The organism is Salmonella sp. SJTUF15570, from assembly GCF_043357055.1.
Classification (GTDB): domain Bacteria; phylum Pseudomonadota; class Gammaproteobacteria; order Enterobacterales; family Enterobacteriaceae; genus Salmonella; species Salmonella enterica.
This window is the reverse complement of record NZ_JBEUKJ010000002.1, coordinates 452,781-469,788: the sequence shown is the minus strand read 5'-3', so window position 1 is coordinate 469,788 and position 17,008 is coordinate 452,781. Positions and strand designations below refer to the sequence as shown.

Here is a 17,008-nt window from a genome sequence, read left to right as displayed (position 1 = left end):
CTTCGGCGAGCTTTTTGCTTTTCTGGCAATTCGGACTGCCTGATGGCGCTACGCTTATCAGGCCTACGGGCGAATACAGGCCGGGTAAGGTATCCGCCACCCGGCATAACACAAACTACAACCCCAACGCATACTTCAGCGCCTGACGTTTTAGCACGCCTGCGCGCTGCGCCGCCATCAGCCCCATATTGCGTAAAATACGCAGCGGCGGCAGTTCATTGCTGAACCCGGCATAAAACAGATCCATTCCACTTTGCATCATAAAATTATCTGCCATGCGCCGCGTCTGATAGCGTTTCAACACCGAATGGCTGGCCCAGGACTCGCCATAGCTACGGGCACTCGCCAGCACATCAATCAACGCATCAACATCCCGATACCCCAGGTTGACGCCCTGCCCGGCCAGCGGATGAATGGTATGCGCCGCGTCGCCTACCAGCGCCAGCCCCGGTTGCGCATACTGCAACGCGTGACGACGGGTTAGCGGAAACGCGCCCGCCGCGACAGGCATCACCGCCCCCAGACGCGCCGGAAAGTGCTGGTTAATTTCCACCTGCAATTGCGTCATCGATAAACTCTGTAGCTGGCGAATACGTGCCGGAGCGTCATACCACACCAGCGACGCCCAATCGTCGAACAGCGGCAAAAAGGCGCGCGGCCCCGTTGGCGTAAACTGCTGCCAGGTGCTGTCGCCTGGCGCATTTTCACACTTGACGGTGATAAGCATACACGACTGCGCATATTGCCAGGCATGAATGCCAATTCCCGCCATTTGCCGAACCTGCGAATTCGCGCCATCGGCGCCAATCACTAACTTCGGCGTTACCCATTCGCCGTCGGCCAGTTCCAGCGCATAACCATCGCGGCGGCGGTGCAATGCCGCCAGTGAAGCCGGAACGCGCAGCGTCACGCCGGGGTGCGCTTCCAGCGCCTGCCACAGCGCCTGTTGCAGGACGTGGTTCTCTACCATATAGCCTAACAGCGGCAGCTTGAGTTCAGCGGCGTCGAACACCACATGGGCGTTTTCCCACTCCCAGGTCTCCAGTCGCCGATAAGGATGGCTACGCATCCCCTGCACCGCCTCCCAAACGCCCAGTCCCTTGAGCAGCGCCACGGATGCCGCGCTAATGGCCGAAATCCGCACGTCAGGCTGGCTGTCAGCCACAAACGGCGCAGGCGCGGCATGTTCTATTACCATCACCGTAAACCCTTGCTGCGCCAGACCCAGCGCCAGCGCGCCGCCGACCATTCCCCCGCCGACAATGGCAATTTCCGTTGGTTGATTTGTCATGGTCATTCATCCTGTTACGTTTTAGACAAGTTTACAGGATTTTTTACCCATTAGGGCTGACGTCAGTCATACTGGTCACAACCGCGCCAAAGCATTACACTATGCGCCCTGCTTTTCAGCCACTATTTCGCAAGAGCAAGTCGATGACTAAAAAACTCCATATTAAAACCTGGGGCTGTCAGATGAACGAGTACGATTCATCGAAGATGGCCGATCTGCTGGACGCCACCCACGGCTATCAACTGACCGACGTGGCGGAAGAGGCGGATGTGCTGCTGTTGAATACCTGCTCAATCCGCGAGAAGGCTCAGGAAAAAGTCTTCCATCAATTAGGTCGCTGGAGACTGTTAAAAGAGAAAAATCCCGATCTGATTATCGGCGTCGGCGGCTGCGTGGCTTCCCAGGAAGGCGAGCACATTCGTCAACGCGCCCATTACGTCGACATTATTTTTGGCCCGCAAACCTTACACCGCCTGCCGGAGATGATTAACTCCGTGCGTGGCGACCGTAGCCCGGTGGTCGATATCAGCTTCCCGGAAATCGAGAAGTTCGACCGTTTGCCGGAACCGCGCGCAGAAGGCCCGACCGCTTTCGTTTCTATCATGGAAGGCTGCAATAAATATTGTACTTACTGCGTGGTACCGTATACCCGCGGTGAAGAAGTCAGCCGTCCCTCAGACGATATCCTGTTCGAAATCGCCCAGTTAGCGGCGCAGGGCGTGCGTGAGGTCAACCTGTTGGGCCAGAACGTTAACGCCTGGCGCGGAGAAAACTACGACGGCACCACTGGCACCTTTGCCGATCTGCTGCGTCTGGTTGCCGCCATCGACGGCATTGACCGTATTCGCTTTACCACCAGCCATCCGATTGAGTTCACCGACGATATTATCGAGGTGTACCGCGATACGCCGGAGCTGGTCAGTTTCCTGCATCTGCCGGTACAGAGCGGTTCCGATCGCGTGTTGAATCTGATGGGGCGCACCCACACTGCGCTGGAATATAAAGCAATCATCCGTAAACTGCGCGCGGCGCGGCCGGACATTCAGATAAGCTCTGACTTTATCGTCGGTTTCCCAGGCGAAACTACCGATGATTTCGAAAAAACCATGAAGCTTATCGCTGACGTCAACTTTGATATGAGCTACAGCTTTATCTTCTCTGCGCGTCCGGGAACGCCGGCTGCCGATATGGTTGATGACGTACCGGAAGAAGAGAAAAAGCAGCGTCTGTATATTCTGCAAGAGCGTATCAATCAGCAGGCGATGGCATGGAGCCGCCGTATGCTCGGCACGACACAGCGCATTCTGGTGGAAGGCACGTCACGTAAAAACATTATGGAACTGTCTGGCCGTACCGAAAACAATCGGGTGGTGAACTTTGAAGGCACGCCGGAGATGATTGGTAAGTTTGTCGATGTGGAAATTACTGACGTCTATCCGAACTCCCTGCGCGGAAAAGTGGTGCGTACCGAAGATGAAATGGGGCTGCGCGTCGCCGAAACGCCGGAGTCCGTCATTGCCCGTATCCGTAAAGAAAATGAGCTGGGCGTAGGATTCTACCAGCCTTAATCCTGCAGGAAAGGCAATAATGCCCGATGGTGCTACGCCTGTCGGGCTTCCTGGTCATGGCCTGTCGCCCGACGGGCCTTGCAATTTTCTCTCTTCATCCCCATCTTCATTGCAATGCTTGCGCCTTTTCCCTATGGCGTGAATAATTTCCTTAGATGCCGGTAAATGTTCAGCGTCCGGCGATACAGACACAAGAGGAACAGTTTGAATATAGACACTCGCGAAATTACCCTTGAGCCCGCAGACAACGCCCGTCTGTTGAGCCTTTGCGGGCCGTTTGATGACAATATTAAACAGCTCGAACGTCGTCTCGGTATTGAAATCAACCGCCGTGACAATCACTTTAAACTGACCGGTCGTCCGATTTGCGTGACCGCGGCGACAGATATTTTGCGAAGTCTGTATGTCGATACCGCACCGATGCGCGGCCAGACTCAGGATATCGAACCGGAACAAATTCATCTGGCGATCAAAGAAGCGCGGGTGCTGGAACAGAGCGCGGAAAGCGTGCCTGACTATGGCAAAGCTATTAATATCAAAACCAAGCGCGGCGTGATTAAACCGCGTACCCCGAACCAGGCGCAGTACATCGCCAATATTCTCGATCATGATATTACCTTTGGCGTCGGCCCGGCGGGTACCGGTAAAACTTATCTTGCGGTCGCCGCTGCGGTAGACGCCCTGGAGCGCCAGGAGATTCGCCGTATTCTACTGACCCGTCCGGCGGTGGAAGCGGGCGAAAAACTCGGCTTTCTGCCAGGCGATTTAAGTCAGAAGGTGGACCCGTACCTGCGTCCGCTGTATGACGCGCTGTTCGAAATGCTCGGTTTTGAAAAAGTCGAGAAGCTAATTGAGCGCAATGTGATTGAAGTCGCGCCGCTGGCCTATATGCGCGGACGCACATTAAACGACGCCTTTATCATTCTGGATGAAAGCCAGAACACCACTATCGAACAGATGAAGATGTTCCTGACGCGTATCGGCTTTAACTCGAAAGCGGTGATCACCGGCGACGTGACGCAGATTGACCTGCCACGCAACACCAAATCCGGCTTGCGTCATGCCATTGAAGTGCTGGCGGAAGTCGATGAAATCAGTTTCAACTTCTTCCACAGCGAAGACGTGGTGCGCCATCCGGTCGTTGCCCGCATTGTGAACGCCTATGAAGCCTGGGAAGAGGCCGAACAAAAACGCAAAGCGGCGTTGGCGGCGGAGCGTAAGCGTGAAGCCCAGGAGCAGGAACAGAAATGAGCCAGGTGATCCTCGATTTACAGTTGGCCTGTGAAAACCACGCGGGCCTGCCGGATGAAGCTCAGTTTCAACGCTGGCTGGACGGCGTTATTCCGCAGTTTCAGGAAGAGGCGGAAGTCACAATCCGTCTGGTGGATGAGGCCGAAAGCCACAACCTTAATTTGACGTACCGCGGGAAAGATAAACCCACTAATGTTCTCTCCTTCCCGTTTGAAGCGCCCCCCGGCATTGAAATGCCGCTACTGGGCGATCTGATTATTTGCCGTCAGGTCGTGGAGCAGGAAGCGCAGGAACAGAGCAAGCCGCTGGAGGCGCACTGGGCGCACATGGTCGTGCACGGTAGCCTGCATTTGCTGGGTTACGATCATATCGACGATGACGAAGCGGAAGAGATGGAGTCTCTCGAAACGGAGATTATGCTTGCTATGGGCTATGAGGATCCGTACATTGCCGAGAAGATTGCAGAATAGTAGCTTGCCGGATGGCGACGCTTGCGCCTTATCCGGCCTACATTCATGCCTTTTGTAGGCCTGATAAGCGTAGCGCCATCAGGCAAAACATGCCGTCACAGCTGAGTATACGCATGACGAGCTTTGTATTAACTAACATGAGAACCCATACGACGCCATGAGCGACGACAATTCACACAGTAGTGACACAGTAAACAGTAAAAAGGGATTTTTTTCCCTGCTACTCAGCCAGCTTTTCCACGGTGAACCTAAAAACCGCGATGAGTTGCTGGCGCTGATCCGTGATTCCGGGCAGAACGAGCTTATCGATGAAGATACGCGCGATATGCTCGAAGGCGTAATGGACATCGCCGACCAGCGCGTACGCGATATTATGATCCCGCGCTCCCAGATGATTACCCTGAAACGCAACCAGACGCTGGACGAATGTCTCGATGTTATCATCGAGTCCGCCCACTCGCGTTTTCCGGTGATCAGCGAAGATAAAGATCACATTGAAGGGATTCTGATGGCCAAAGATTTGCTGCCGTTTATGCGCAGCGATGCCGAAGCCTTCAGCATGGACAAAGTGTTACGCACCGCGGTTGTCGTACCGGAAAGCAAACGGGTTGACCGTATGCTCAAGGAGTTCCGCTCCCAGCGTTACCATATGGCGATCGTGATCGATGAGTTTGGCGGCGTTTCCGGCCTTGTGACTATCGAAGACATCCTCGAACTGATTGTCGGTGAAATTGAAGATGAGTATGACGAAGAAGACGATATCGACTTCCGTCAGCTTAGCCGCCATACCTGGACGATTCGCGCGCTGGCGTCGATTGAAGACTTCAATGACGCTTTCGGCACCCACTTCAGCGATGAAGAAGTCGATACCATCGGCGGACTGGTGATGCAGGCGTTCGGCCATTTACCGGCCCGCGGCGAAACCATTGACATTGATGGTTACCAGTTCAAAGTGGCGATGGCCGATAGTCGTCGCATTATTCAGGTGCATGTCAGGATCCCGGATGACTCGCCCCAGCCAAAACTGGACGAATAACAGCAATAGTGGACTAAAAATGGCATTTGCCTCGTTAATTGAACGCCAGCGTATTCGCCTGCTGCTGGCGTTATTATTCGGCGCCTGCGGAACACTGGCTTTCTCTCCGTATGACGTCTGGCCCGCAGCGATAGTGTCGCTTATCGGGCTGCAGGCCTTAACGTTTAATCGCCGCCCGCTCCAGTCTGCCGCCATCGGCTATTGCTGGGGACTCGGACTTTTCGGTAGCGGGATTAACTGGGTTTATGTCAGTATCGCGCAGTTTGGCGGCATGCCGGGCCCGGTTAACGTTTTTCTGGTGGTGCTGCTTGCAGCTTATCTCTCGCTGTATACCGGACTGTTTGCCGGGATTTTGTCGCGCCTGTGGCCAAAAACCAACTGGCTGCGCGTCGCTATTGCCGCGCCTGCAATATGGCAAATCACCGAATTTTTACGCGGCTGGGTGCTGACCGGCTTCCCCTGGCTGCAATTTGGCTATAGTCAGGTCGACGGCCCGCTAAAAGGCCTGGCGCCGGTAATGGGCGTCGAAGCGATCAACTTCCTGCTGATGATGGTCAGCGGCCTGTTAGCGCTGGCACTGGCGACGCGGAACTGGCGTCCGCTGGCTGTCGCCGTGATTCTGTTTGCTTTGCCCTTTCCGCTACGTTATATCCAGTGGTTTACGCTGGAACCTACCAAAGCGACCCAGGTATCGCTGGTGCAGGGCGATATTCCGCAGTCGCTGAAGTGGGACGAAAACCAGCTACTGAATACGCTAAAAATTTATCTCAACGAAACTCGCCCAGAGTTAGGCAAATCACAGATTATTATCTGGCCTGAGTCGGCGATTCCGGATCTCGAAATCAATCAGCAGCCTTTCCTTCGTTCGCTGGACGAGATGTTACGCGAAAAAAATAGCACGCTGATCACCGGTATTGTCGATGCGCGTCTCAATAAACAGAATCGATACGACACCTACAATACGATTATTACGTTGGGCAAGGATAATCCATACAGTTATGACTCGCCCAATCGCTACAATAAAAATCACCTTGTGCCCTTTGGCGAGTTCGTTCCGCTGGAGTCTATCCTGCGTCCGCTGGCGCCGTTCTTCGATCTGCCCATGTCCTCCTTTAGCCGCGGCCCTTATATCCAGCCGCAGTTACATGCGCACGACTATAAGCTGACGGCGGCAATCTGCTATGAAATTATTCTTGGCGAACAGGTGCGGGATAACTTCCGCCCGGACACCGACTATCTGCTGACGATTTCTAACGACGCCTGGTTTGGTAAGTCCATAGGCCCGTGGCAACATTTCCAGATGGCGCGGATGCGTTCGCTGGAGCTGGCGCGTCCGTTGCTGCGCAGTACTAATAACGGTATTACGGCGGTGATTGGCCCTCAGGGCGAGATTCAGGCGATGATCCCGCAGTTCACACGCCAGGTACTGACCACCAATGTCACGCCAACCACGGGGTTAACTCCCTATGCCCGTACCGGCAACTGGCCGCTATGGGTACTGACCGCGCTGTTTGCTTTTGGCGCGGTAGTGATGAGTCTGCGACAACGACGGAAATAATCTCTCCCCAGGCCGGATAGCACTTCATTTATCCGGCCTGAAAATCCTCCTTTTTTCCCTCATTCTGGCACGTCTATTGCTTTGTTAAACATGGCAAACCTGTTCTGGCTGCTTGTGCAACCTGGTCGCACCAAAATCGATCATCGGTAGCACCTGAACGGTGCAATGTAGGATTTTTGCCTCTGAACGGTGCGGCGCACTTCGCAAAAATAAACAATATCGCAGCAAAATATTTACAACAAGCCACACTAAATGTTAACAAACACACATAACACTGCACGCGCAAGTTGCAGGCAATAACAACATCACAATAGCTATCAATGCGTCGACGGCGCAGATGATAAAGGAGTTGGATATGCAATTACGTAAGCTAACCACAGCAATGCTGGTCATGGGACTGTCTGCGGGCCTTGCGCACGCAGAAGATGGCGCGCCTGCCGCTGGTAGCACCCTGGACAAGATCGCTAAAAATGGCGTGATCGTCGTCGGGCATCGCGAATCTTCTGTGCCCTTTTCTTATTACGACAACCAGCAGAAAGTGGTCGGCTATTCCCAGGACTACTCCAACGCCATTGTGGAAGCGGTAAAAAAGAAACTTAACAAGCCCGATCTGCAGGTGAAGCTGATCCCGATCACCTCGCAAAACCGTATTCCGCTGTTGCAAAACGGAACCTTCGATTTTGAATGTGGTTCAACGACTAACAACCTTGAGCGCCAGAAACAGGCCGCCTTCTCCGATACGATTTTCGTCGTCGGGACGCGACTGCTGACTAAAAAAGGCGGCGATATTAAAGATTTCCCGGATCTGAAAGGCAAAGCGGTCGTCGTCACCTCCGGGACGACCTCTGAAATTCTGCTGCATAAGCTTAACGAAGAGCAAAAGATGGGGATGCGTATTATTAGCGCGAAAGACCACGGTGACTCGTTCCGCACCCTGGAAAGCGGTCGCGCCGTCGCCTTTATGATGGATGACGCGCTGCTGGCCGGCGAGCGCGCCAAAGCCAAGAAACCGGATAACTGGGAGATTGTCGGTAAACCGCAGTCCCAGGAAGCCTACGGCTGTATGCTGCGTAAAAACGACCCTGAGTTTAAAAAGCTGATGGACGATACCATCGCCCAGGCGCAAACCTCCGGCGAAGCGGAAAAGTGGTTTGATAAGTGGTTTAAAAATCCGATCCCACCGAAAAACCTGAACATGAATTTCGAGTTGTCTGACGAGATGAAAGCCCTGTTCAAAGCACCGAATGATAAAGCGCTTAACTAACTAAAACTAAATGGGACGGGACTCCTGTCCTCTCGATTGTCGCTCAGCACGGACAGACTATAAGCCTGATGGTCGTTCCCCATCGGGCCTGAAGCCGCAAATCGCCGGGCAACAATCTTCGAGGGTAGCGCTGCTACCCTTTTTTTTCGGAGTAGATGTATGTCAATAGACTGGAACTGGGGTATTTTTTTACAGGAAGCCCCCTTCGGCAATACCACCTATCTCGGCTGGCTATGGAGTGGTTTTCAGGTCACCGTCGCCCTTTCGATTACCGCCTGGATTATCGCTTTCCTGGTAGGATCTATTTTCGGCATTTTACGTACCGTTCCCAACCGTTTCCTCTCCGGACTGGGCACGTTGTACGTAGAACTGTTCCGTAATGTGCCGCTGATCGTGCAATTCTTCACCTGGTACCTGGTGGTGCCTGAACTGTTGCCGGAAGATCTTGGCATGTGGTTTAAGGCGGAACTCGATCCCAATATTCAGTTTTTCCTCTCCTCAATGATCTGTCTGGGACTGTTTACCGCCGCCCGCGTTTGCGAACAGGTGCGCGCCGCGATTCAGTCTCTGCCTCGCGGGCAGAAGAACGCGGCGCTGGCGATGGGGCTAACGCTGCCGCAGGCTTATCGCTATGTCCTGCTGCCGAATGCCTATCGCGTTATCGTACCGCCAATGACGTCAGAGATGATGAACCTGGTGAAAAACTCGGCTATTGCCTCAACCATCGGCCTGGTGGATATGGCGGCGCAGGCAGGCAAACTGTTGGATTACTCGGCGCACGCCTGGGAATCCTTCACCGCCATTACGCTGGCCTATGTGCTGATTAACGCCGTTATCATGCTGGTCATGAGCCTGGTTGAACGCAAAGTCCGCCTGCCGGGCAACGTGGGGAGCAAATAATGTACGAATTTGACTGGAGTTCGATTATCCCCTCACTGCCTTACCTGCTGGCCGGGTTGGTCATCACGCTGAAGATCACCGTCACCGCCGTTATCGTGGGGATAGTCTGGGGAACCATTCTGGCCGTCATGCGCCTCTCAAGCTTCGCCCCTATCGCCTGGTTTGCTAAAGCGTATGTTAACGTTTTCCGTTCCATCCCGTTGGTGATGGTCTTGCTGTGGTTCTATCTGATTGTACCCGGCTTTCTGCAAAACGTGCTGGGACTATCGCCGAAAACCGATATCCGCCTGATCTCCGCGATGGTGGCATTCTCTATGTTTGAAGCGGCCTACTATTCCGAGATTATTCGCGCCGGTATTCAAAGTATTTCCCGCGGGCAGTCCAGCGCCGCGCTGGCGTTGGGGATGACCCACTGGCAGTCGATGAAGCTCATTATTCTGCCGCAGGCGTTTCGGGCGATGGTGCCGCTGTTGCTTACGCAGGGCATCGTGCTATTTCAGGACACCTCTTTAGTTTATGTACTCAGCCTGGCGGACTTCTTCCGCACCGCGTCGACTATCGGCGAGCGTGACGGTACTCAGGTCGAAATGATTCTGTTCGCCGGCGCCGTTTATTTTGTTATCAGCCTGAGCGCGTCGTTGCTGGTCAGCTATTTGAAGAAAAGGACAGTTTAATGATTACCCTGAAAAATGTTTCAAAATGGTATGGTCACTTTCAGGTGCTGACCGATTGTTCAACAGAAGTGAAAAAAGGTGAAGTGGTGGTAGTCTGCGGACCATCGGGTTCCGGTAAATCCACGCTGATTAAGACCGTCAACGGTCTGGAACCGGTGCAAAAAGGCGAAATTACCGTTAACGGCATTATTGTGAACGACAAAAAAACCGATCTGGCGAAACTGCGTTCCCGCGTAGGCATGGTATTCCAGCACTTCGAACTGTTTCCCCACCTGTCGATCATCGAAAACCTGACGCTGGCGCAGGTGAAAGTGCTGAAACGCGATAAGGCCGCCGCCCGCGATAAAGGCCTGAAGCTGCTGGAGCGCGTTGGCCTGTCTGCGCATGCCAACAAGTTCCCGGCGCAGCTTTCCGGCGGTCAGCAGCAGCGTGTCGCCATCGCCCGTGCGCTGTGCATGGACCCCATTGCCATGTTATTCGATGAACCGACTTCCGCGCTCGATCCGGAAATGATCAACGAGGTGCTGGACGTGATGGTCGAACTGGCGAACGAAGGGATGACCATGATGGTGGTGACGCACGAAATGGGCTTTGCCCGTAAAGTGGCTAACCGGGTGATCTTTATGGATGAAGGTAAAATCGTCGAAGATTCGCCAAAAGAGGAGTTCTTCGCTAACCCCAGTTCCGATCGCGCAAAAGACTTCCTTGCGAAAATCCTGCACTAATCTTCCCGGCGCGCACGTCAGAGTGCGCGCTATCTCACGCTTTACCGCTTCGCTTCTCGAAACGTATCCAGCCGGGCGTTAACCTTGTCACAAAGTACCGCTTACAAGGAGCCACAATGGCACTGCCCATTATTATTGATTGCGATCCGGGTCATGATGACGCGATCGCCCTCGTTCTCGCCCTCGCCTCCCCTGAACTGGAAGTGAAAGCGATCACCTCTTCCGCCGGTAACCAGACGCCAGAGAAGACCCTGCGCAACGTGCTGCGGATGCTGACACTGCTCAAACGCCCGGATATTCCGGTGGCGGGCGGCGCGGTGAAACCTCTCATGCGCGAACTGATTATCGCCGATAACGTTCACGGCGAAAGCGGCCTCGACGGCCCGGCGCTGCCCGAGCCGTCATTCGCCCCGCAAAGCGGCACTGCCGTTGAGCTGATGGCAAAAACGCTGCGCGAGAGCGCACAACCGGTCACCATCGTCTCCACTGGCCCACAGACCAACGTGGCGCTGCTGCTGAATAGCCATCCGGAACTGCATACGAAAATCGCCCGCATTGTGATCATGGGCGGCGCGATGGCGCTGGGTAACTGGACGCCCGCTGCGGAATTTAATATTTACGTCGACCCGGAAGCGGCAGAAATTGTCTTCCAGTCAGGCATTCCGGTGGTGATGGCCGGGCTGGACGTCACTCATAAGGCACAGATTCACGCCGCCGATATCGAACGCTTTCGCGCCATCGGTAACCCGATTTCCACCATCGTCGCCGAACTGCTGGACTTCTTTATGGAGTACCACAAAGACGAAAAATGGGGATTTGTCGGCGCACCGCTGCACGACCCGTGCACCATCGCCTGGCTGCTCAAGCCCGAGATTTTCACCACCGTTGAGCGTTGGGTCGGCGTGGAAACCCAGGGGAAATACACCCAGGGGATGACGGTGGTGGATTATTATTTCCTGACGGGGAATAAGCCGAATGCGACGGTGATGGTCGATGTAGACCGCCAGGGATTTGTCGATTTGCTGGCGGAACGGCTGCAATACTACGCATAAAGCGCAAAGTAGAATCCAGGGATGAACAGCGATGTTTTGGCGTAACAATAGACCTGAAATCAGCCTGCTACAGCACGACGTAGCCCATATTACGTTTTCAGTACGTAACGGAAAAGCATTGCTTCGTCCCTGCATTATCCACGATCCCGACTCTTACGCCGGTATTCATACGCTTTCCTGGCATGGCTCGCCGCTGATTCGTTTTTACACTGAAGCCTGGTGCCCAACCTGCGCAGAATTTGTTTATGCCGGTTTTAGCAATGATGATGAAGGCGCCGCGCAGTTTTTATCCTCACTTGCCGAGTGGAATCAGCCAGGAGTCGGGTTGAACGAAGCATTTACCGCCCTGACGCCGCTGTTTTCACTCTTTGCCGATGGCTATTACCGGCTGGAAGAACGCGAACTTTATCCCACAGATGGCAACGGACATTTTTTCTGGGCGGTGGGTAACGAAAAACAACCGAATCCCGCGACCACAGGGCAGTGGATTGCTGACGTGGACTATCACTACCAGTCCGGCGAACCCTGTTTTTTACTGCCAGGCCAGCCCCCATCGCGATTTAACCCACAACGCGCCGGGTATTACCGCGATAAGCCAGAGAGCCACGCGCTGGCCTGGCATATGAATGACAGCTGGCTTTGCGTCCTGCTTGATGGTCACCATAAAGCTACCGCCGCGGCGCTGGAAGGCCGGCCCGTGAAGACCTGGGTCATCAGCCAGCCGGTGGCGATGACATGCTACGAGACGCGGCAGCAATACCTGCGATTTTATGACGGCGCGCGCCTGGAAGCAGCCCAGTTTCAGCGCCGCATCCCCCTGAAAATACAGTACGAAAAACTACCGCCATCCCTTTGGGAGGATTACTTTACTCGCCATGACGGACGTTATACCCGCGTCAACTGGCCGAACGCATTGGCTAACTGCGCAACGCATTATCCCGATCTTGCGGCCTGCGCAGATATTATTGCCGCAGGCGATCTGAGCGAGGCCGGCCTCAACAAAATCATGGCGCAAGGGATCACCGAAGAGGGATTTCCCGCCGTACTGTTACGCGCGCTGTTTTATACCCATTCTCCCTTGTTGATTGATTTTGTCCGTTTTCTGACTCGCGCACCCGGTTATGCCTGCCACTACCCGCTGGCGTTTCGTTTACTGGCCCAGAAACGCACGCCACAGGCCGATGCTTTTTTCCTCGATTTCGCCATCAATGATGACGGCGAGCGCCCGGAGTTGACGAACATTATGGATGAATACTTTCGCCAGGCGTGACATTGATAAAGATCACCACGCCAGAGGGTGGTGTTCTTTATTCTATAAACTCTCTTTCCCGATAAATTAAACGCAATGGATAATGCAACGTTAGCGATTGGTATCGATCTCGGCACCACTAATAGTTTAATCGCCGTCTGGCAAGACGGGGCCGCACAATTAATACCTAATAAATTTGGTGAATATTTAACACCATCCATAATTAGTATGGATGAAAATAAACAAATTCTGGTGGGAAAACCTGCCGCAGCTCGTAAAACATCTCATCCAGATAAAACCGCTGCCTTATTTAAACGCGCAATGGGCAGTAATACTCACTGGCATTTGGGTGAAGAGTCGTTTAATGCGCCGGAATTATCTTCGCTGGTTTTACGCTCGCTGAAAGAAGATGCGGAAGACTACCTTCAGCAGCCAATCAAGGACGTCGTGATCTCGGTTCCGGCTTATTTCAGCGATGAGCAGCGTAAGCATACACGCCTTGCCGCTGAGCTTGCGGGGTTAAACGCCGTGCGCTTGATCAATGAACCCACGGCGGCGGCAATGGCTTATGGTCTGCATACGCAGCAAAATAGCCGTTCGCTGGTTTTCGATCTGGGGGGCGGAACCTTTGATGTGACCGTTCTGGAATACGCTACGCCGATTATCGAAGTTCACGCCTCCGCTGGCGATAACTACCTCGGCGGCGAAGATTTCACGCATTTGTTACTTGATGAAGTGCTAAAACGCTGGAATCTCGATAAATCAGCGCTGACGGATAGCGATCTGGCTGCGCTGTATGCCTGTGTTGAAGCCGCAAAATGCGCCAGCGGCTCCCCGCTGCGCATGAGCTGGCTTTATCAGGAGCGCGCGCTGGAAAGCACGTTTTATGACGATGAGCTGGAAGCCCTGTGGCTACCGTTGCTCAATCGGCTGCGCACGCCCATTGAGCAGGCGCTGCGCGATTCCCGACTCAAACCGGAGCAAATTGACAGCCTGGTGCTAGTCGGCGGCGCGTCACAGATGCCGCTGGTGCAACGCATCGCGGTGCGCTTATTCGGTAAATTGCCCTATCAAAGTTACGATCCCAGCACCATCGTGGCGCTTGGCGCCGCAACTCAGGCCGCCTGTCGCCTGCGCCATGAAGACGTTGAAGAGGTGATCCTCATGGATATCTGCCCCTACTCGCTGGGCGTGGAAGTCAACCGACAGGGCGTGCCTGGTATCTTCTCGCCAATCATTGAACGCAATACCACCGTTCCGGTGTCAAAAGTGGAAACGTACTCCACCATGCACCCTGAGCAGGACTCTATTTGCGTCAGGGTATACCAGGGCGAAAGCCACAAGGTGAAAAATAATATCCTGATCGATTCTTTTGACGTCATGCTGAAGCCGAACGGGCACATTCAGGCCATTGATATTCGTTTTAGCTACGATATTAATGGTCTGCTGGAAGTTGACGTGCTGCTGGAAGACGGCAAGAGTGAATCCAGAATCATCAGTCATAATGCCACCTCACTGACAACGCAGCAAATCGACGCCAGCCGCGAGCGCCTGCAGGCGCTGAAAATTTATCCCCGCGATATGCTGATTAACCGGACGTTTAAAGCGCAGTTAGAGGAGCAGTGGTCACGCGCGTTAGGCGATGAGCGCGAAATGCTGGGGGAGATTATTACCGATTTCGACGCGGCGCTGCTGTCTAATGATATGCAGCGCGTCGATGACGTGCGCCGTCGTGCCTGCGAATATCTGGGTATTGACGAGCCGAAAGCGCCGTAACGGCGCTTTCACTGCCCCTGTTCAGAAAAAATGGAAGAATCGATTTAACGCGCAGACAATCAACGCGATCAAACCGACAATTTTCATGATTTTCATCACCCCGCCAGATTCCGCCTGACGGGGTGCTTCGGTTTTCGCTTCAGAAGACAATTTTTTCTCAGCCGCCAGTCTGAGCTCTTCCGCCAGCTCCTTTTTGTCGCGAATATCGCCTGGCTTCATGGCGATTTTTGATGACAATGCCTGGGTTATCAGCGCCTCCAGCGGACAGGCTTGCCCCTCCTCCAGCCGGATCAGCAGGCGAAAAAAGGGCTTTTCTTTGGGAAACGCTTCCAGCACCACCTGCTCCGCCGTCCGGTACAGATCCAACAGCGGCGTTTCGGGTTCCCCCTGGGTACTCAGCCGTGAATTTGCCCACGCCATCGCTTTTCGCTTATAAAACAGGGAGTCAACAAATGAACGCCCCAGCGGTGATAACCTACCGCTGTGCAAAATGTCGGCCCACAGTAAACGCGTGCGCGCGCTTTCACCGGGGACATATTCGGCATCCGCCATACAGCGCGCTTCGACCGCCATCACCGCCAGCGGGAAGAAATCAGGCCGATGCTGGCGGCACCAGCCCAGCAACAGGTCGTCCGCCTGCGTGGAGGGATAACGCTGCCAGAAATCGCAAAGGTCGGCCAACAGGCTTTCCCCTTCACCGCAGAGCAAACGCTGTTTGCAAAGGTAATAGTGCGCATCTTCGTTATCCGGCTCCGCGGCCTGCCAGCGACGAGCAATATCGACCAGTTCGGCCATGCCCCACTGCTCGGCGCTAAACCAGTGTAATAGTTTACGATGCAGCTGTTTATCATCAGGAATTATCCAGGCTCCCTGAACCTGTAGAGCGTCGGCAAAATGTTCGGGATAAAAGCGCCAGATATGCTCAAGCTTAAAAAAGTAGGCGTCAGTTTGGTCTTGAACAACAAGAGGCAATTTGGCCAGACTTAGCAGATCAAACGCATCGCCCCGCTTTACGATCTCCAGAAATGCTTCCAGCTCTTCTCCCTCAGCATCATCGTCTGCTTCCTGCGGCTGCCAGTTCAGACGCTGCGCCAACAATGCCAGGCAAGACAGCGAGATCGTTTCCATTTCCATGGCGATATCGCACAATTGCCAGCGCAGCTTATCTATCTCATCCATCGAACACTGGTTCAATTGCTGAATAAATTTCTGCCATGCCGAGGGCTGAAAGCGATCGCGCTCTGATGCCAGCAATTCCCTGAACGCCACCAGTATTTCATGTTCGTCGCTCACCTCTTCCGTTTTTACATCCTCCGCAGGCGAGGCGGCCCAGTGCTGCGCTTCTTCATAGGCCTGGCGCAATCGCTTAAAACCCTGCGGATCGCTCTCAGGGTGGAATGAGGGCAACAGGGCAAGATAAGCCTGACGGATACATTCCAGATCGGTGGTGGGTTCAATGCCCAGGATTTCCCAACAGATATTCATAAATCGCTCACTCCTTTAAGCGTTTCCGGGCATGTCGGTTGTTCGTTGAGCGGACGCCACGGTAGCTGCGCATAATAACTCTCTGTCGTAGAGGTCAGTTCATTAAACATCCGTGCGCCTGAAGCGTCGTACTTTAGGTGGGCGAAATATGCCTGCATGGCGTCCCCTTCGGCCTGCCAGTACAGCCGCCCCAACGAATAGGCGGCAAAATATTGCGTCCAACCGTCGTAAAAATAGTGCGCCCGCGCATAGATACGCGATTGCAGCCACAGGCTTTCCTCTTCCGTCAGCCATTGATTCAACACCCCCATCCGGCATAAAAACCCCATACGCACATAGTCCCAGGCTTTAATGCCGCCGCGACCGCAGCATAGTGCGGTTTCGGCAACAAATCGCGCATAAATCTGGCCCTGCTCGCCAAACTGCGCGGTAAATTCGCGCCATTGGCGAGGAGATAGCGTAAACCAGCGGATATAAAAGGGAGCCAAATCTGCCGCATGACCATCGTCCGTCATCCGATAGATGGTTTGAATAAGATCTTCACGGTTATCAATCCCCCATGAATCGGAGAGATCAAAGTGTGTTTTCCCGGTATACATTGCCGGGGAGAAGTGCGAAGGTTTCGCGCCAATGGCACGACTGTTTAGCACCTCCATCGGCGTGGAGAGCGCAAAAAGTAAATATTGTTCTTCCTTGTCCATATTCGATA

Annotated in this window: 15 protein-coding genes; 12 read left to right on the top strand and 3 right to left on the bottom strand. The window is 54.0% G+C overall.

Annotated elements, in window-relative coordinates; genetic code table 11:
* Positions 1-115 precede the first annotated feature (115 nt).
* Positions 116-1,291, bottom strand: coding sequence for a 3-demethoxyubiquinol 3-hydroxylase (gene ubiF, locus ABVN44_RS05835; RefSeq protein WP_023231441.1), 1,176 nt, complete (start codon positions 1,289-1,291; stop codon positions 116-118).
* A gap of 143 nt (positions 1,292-1,434) precedes the next feature.
* Between ubiF and miaB the strand changes: the two genes are divergently transcribed.
* The 12 genes from miaB to ABVN44_RS05775 all read left to right on the top strand — a co-directional run bounded on the left by miaB (position 1,435) and on the right by ABVN44_RS05775 (position 14,814).
* Positions 1,435-2,859 carry a tRNA (N6-isopentenyl adenosine(37)-C2)-methylthiotransferase MiaB gene (gene miaB, locus ABVN44_RS05830; RefSeq protein ID WP_023231442.1) on the top strand — a complete coding sequence of 475 codons (1,425 nt, stop codon included), beginning with the start codon at positions 1,435-1,437 and terminating at the stop codon, positions 2,857-2,859.
* 204 nt (positions 2,860-3,063) lie between these two features.
* On the top strand, positions 3,064-4,110 hold the full coding sequence (locus ABVN44_RS05825; RefSeq protein ID WP_001018045.1) for a PhoH family protein: 1,047 nt from the start codon (positions 3,064-3,066) through the stop codon (positions 4,108-4,110).
* Positions 4,107-4,580: an rRNA maturation RNase YbeY gene (gene ybeY / locus ABVN44_RS05820; protein ID WP_000084479.1), complete on the top strand. Its 474-nt coding sequence runs from the start codon at positions 4,107-4,109 to the stop codon at positions 4,578-4,580. The genes ABVN44_RS05825 and ybeY overlap by 4 nt, the downstream gene beginning before the upstream one ends.
* Before the next feature lie 157 nt (positions 4,581-4,737).
* Positions 4,738-5,616 carry a CNNM family magnesium/cobalt transport protein CorC gene (gene corC / locus ABVN44_RS05815; protein WP_001278615.1) on the top strand — a complete coding sequence of 293 codons (879 nt, stop codon included), beginning with the start codon at positions 4,738-4,740 and terminating at the stop codon, positions 5,614-5,616.
* Between the two features lie 19 nt (positions 5,617-5,635).
* On the top strand, positions 5,636-7,174 hold the full coding sequence (lnt, locus tag ABVN44_RS05810) for an apolipoprotein N-acyltransferase (RefSeq protein WP_001623116.1): 1,539 nt from the start codon (positions 5,636-5,638) through the stop codon (positions 7,172-7,174).
* A gap of 355 nt (positions 7,175-7,529) precedes the next feature.
* Positions 7,530-8,438, top strand: a complete 909-nt coding sequence (locus ABVN44_RS05805; protein WP_001518176.1) for an amino acid ABC transporter substrate-binding protein — start codon at positions 7,530-7,532, stop codon at positions 8,436-8,438.
* 159 nt (positions 8,439-8,597) lie between these two features.
* Positions 8,598-9,338 (top strand): glutamate/aspartate ABC transporter permease GltJ, encoded by a 741-nt coding sequence (gene gltJ / locus ABVN44_RS05800; protein WP_000020930.1) that lies wholly within the window; start codon positions 8,598-8,600, stop codon positions 9,336-9,338.
* The gene (gltK, locus tag ABVN44_RS05795; protein WP_000272794.1) at positions 9,338-10,012 is read left to right on the top strand and encodes a glutamate/aspartate ABC transporter permease GltK; all 675 of its coding nucleotides are present in this window, start codon (positions 9,338-9,340) and stop codon (positions 10,010-10,012) included. Before gltJ ends, gltK begins: the two co-directional genes overlap by 1 nt.
* A complete protein-coding gene (gene gltL, locus ABVN44_RS05790) occupies positions 10,012-10,737 on the top strand; it encodes a glutamate/aspartate ABC transporter ATP-binding protein GltL (RefSeq protein ID WP_000631369.1) in 726 nt (241 codons plus the stop codon). The genes gltK and gltL overlap by 1 nt, the downstream gene beginning before the upstream one ends.
* 116 nt (positions 10,738-10,853) lie before the next feature.
* Complete coding sequence (rihA, locus tag ABVN44_RS05785) at positions 10,854-11,789, top strand: pyrimidine-specific ribonucleoside hydrolase RihA (protein WP_001207422.1); 936 nt, start codon at positions 10,854-10,856, stop codon at positions 11,787-11,789.
* 31 nt (positions 11,790-11,820) lie between these two features.
* Positions 11,821-13,059, top strand: a complete 1,239-nt coding sequence (locus tag ABVN44_RS05780) for a hypothetical protein (protein ID WP_023231443.1) — start codon at positions 11,821-11,823, stop codon at positions 13,057-13,059.
* A 75-nt stretch (positions 13,060-13,134) separates the two neighbouring features.
* The gene (locus ABVN44_RS05775; protein WP_023231444.1) at positions 13,135-14,814 is read left to right on the top strand and encodes a molecular chaperone HscC; all 1,680 of its coding nucleotides are present in this window, start codon (positions 13,135-13,137) and stop codon (positions 14,812-14,814) included.
* A gap of 21 nt (positions 14,815-14,835) precedes the next feature.
* On the opposite strand, the gene ABVN44_RS05770 is transcribed toward ABVN44_RS05775, so the two are convergent.
* On the bottom strand, positions 14,836-16,299 hold the full coding sequence (locus tag ABVN44_RS05770) for a J domain-containing protein (protein ID WP_023231445.1): 1,464 nt from the start codon (positions 16,297-16,299) through the stop codon (positions 14,836-14,838).
* Positions 16,296-17,000 carry a DUF1266 domain-containing protein gene (locus ABVN44_RS05765; RefSeq protein ID WP_023206848.1) on the bottom strand — a complete coding sequence of 235 codons (705 nt, stop codon included), beginning with the start codon at positions 16,998-17,000 and terminating at the stop codon, positions 16,296-16,298. The genes ABVN44_RS05770 and ABVN44_RS05765 overlap by 4 nt, the downstream gene beginning before the upstream one ends.
* Positions 17,001-17,008 lie beyond the last annotated feature (8 nt).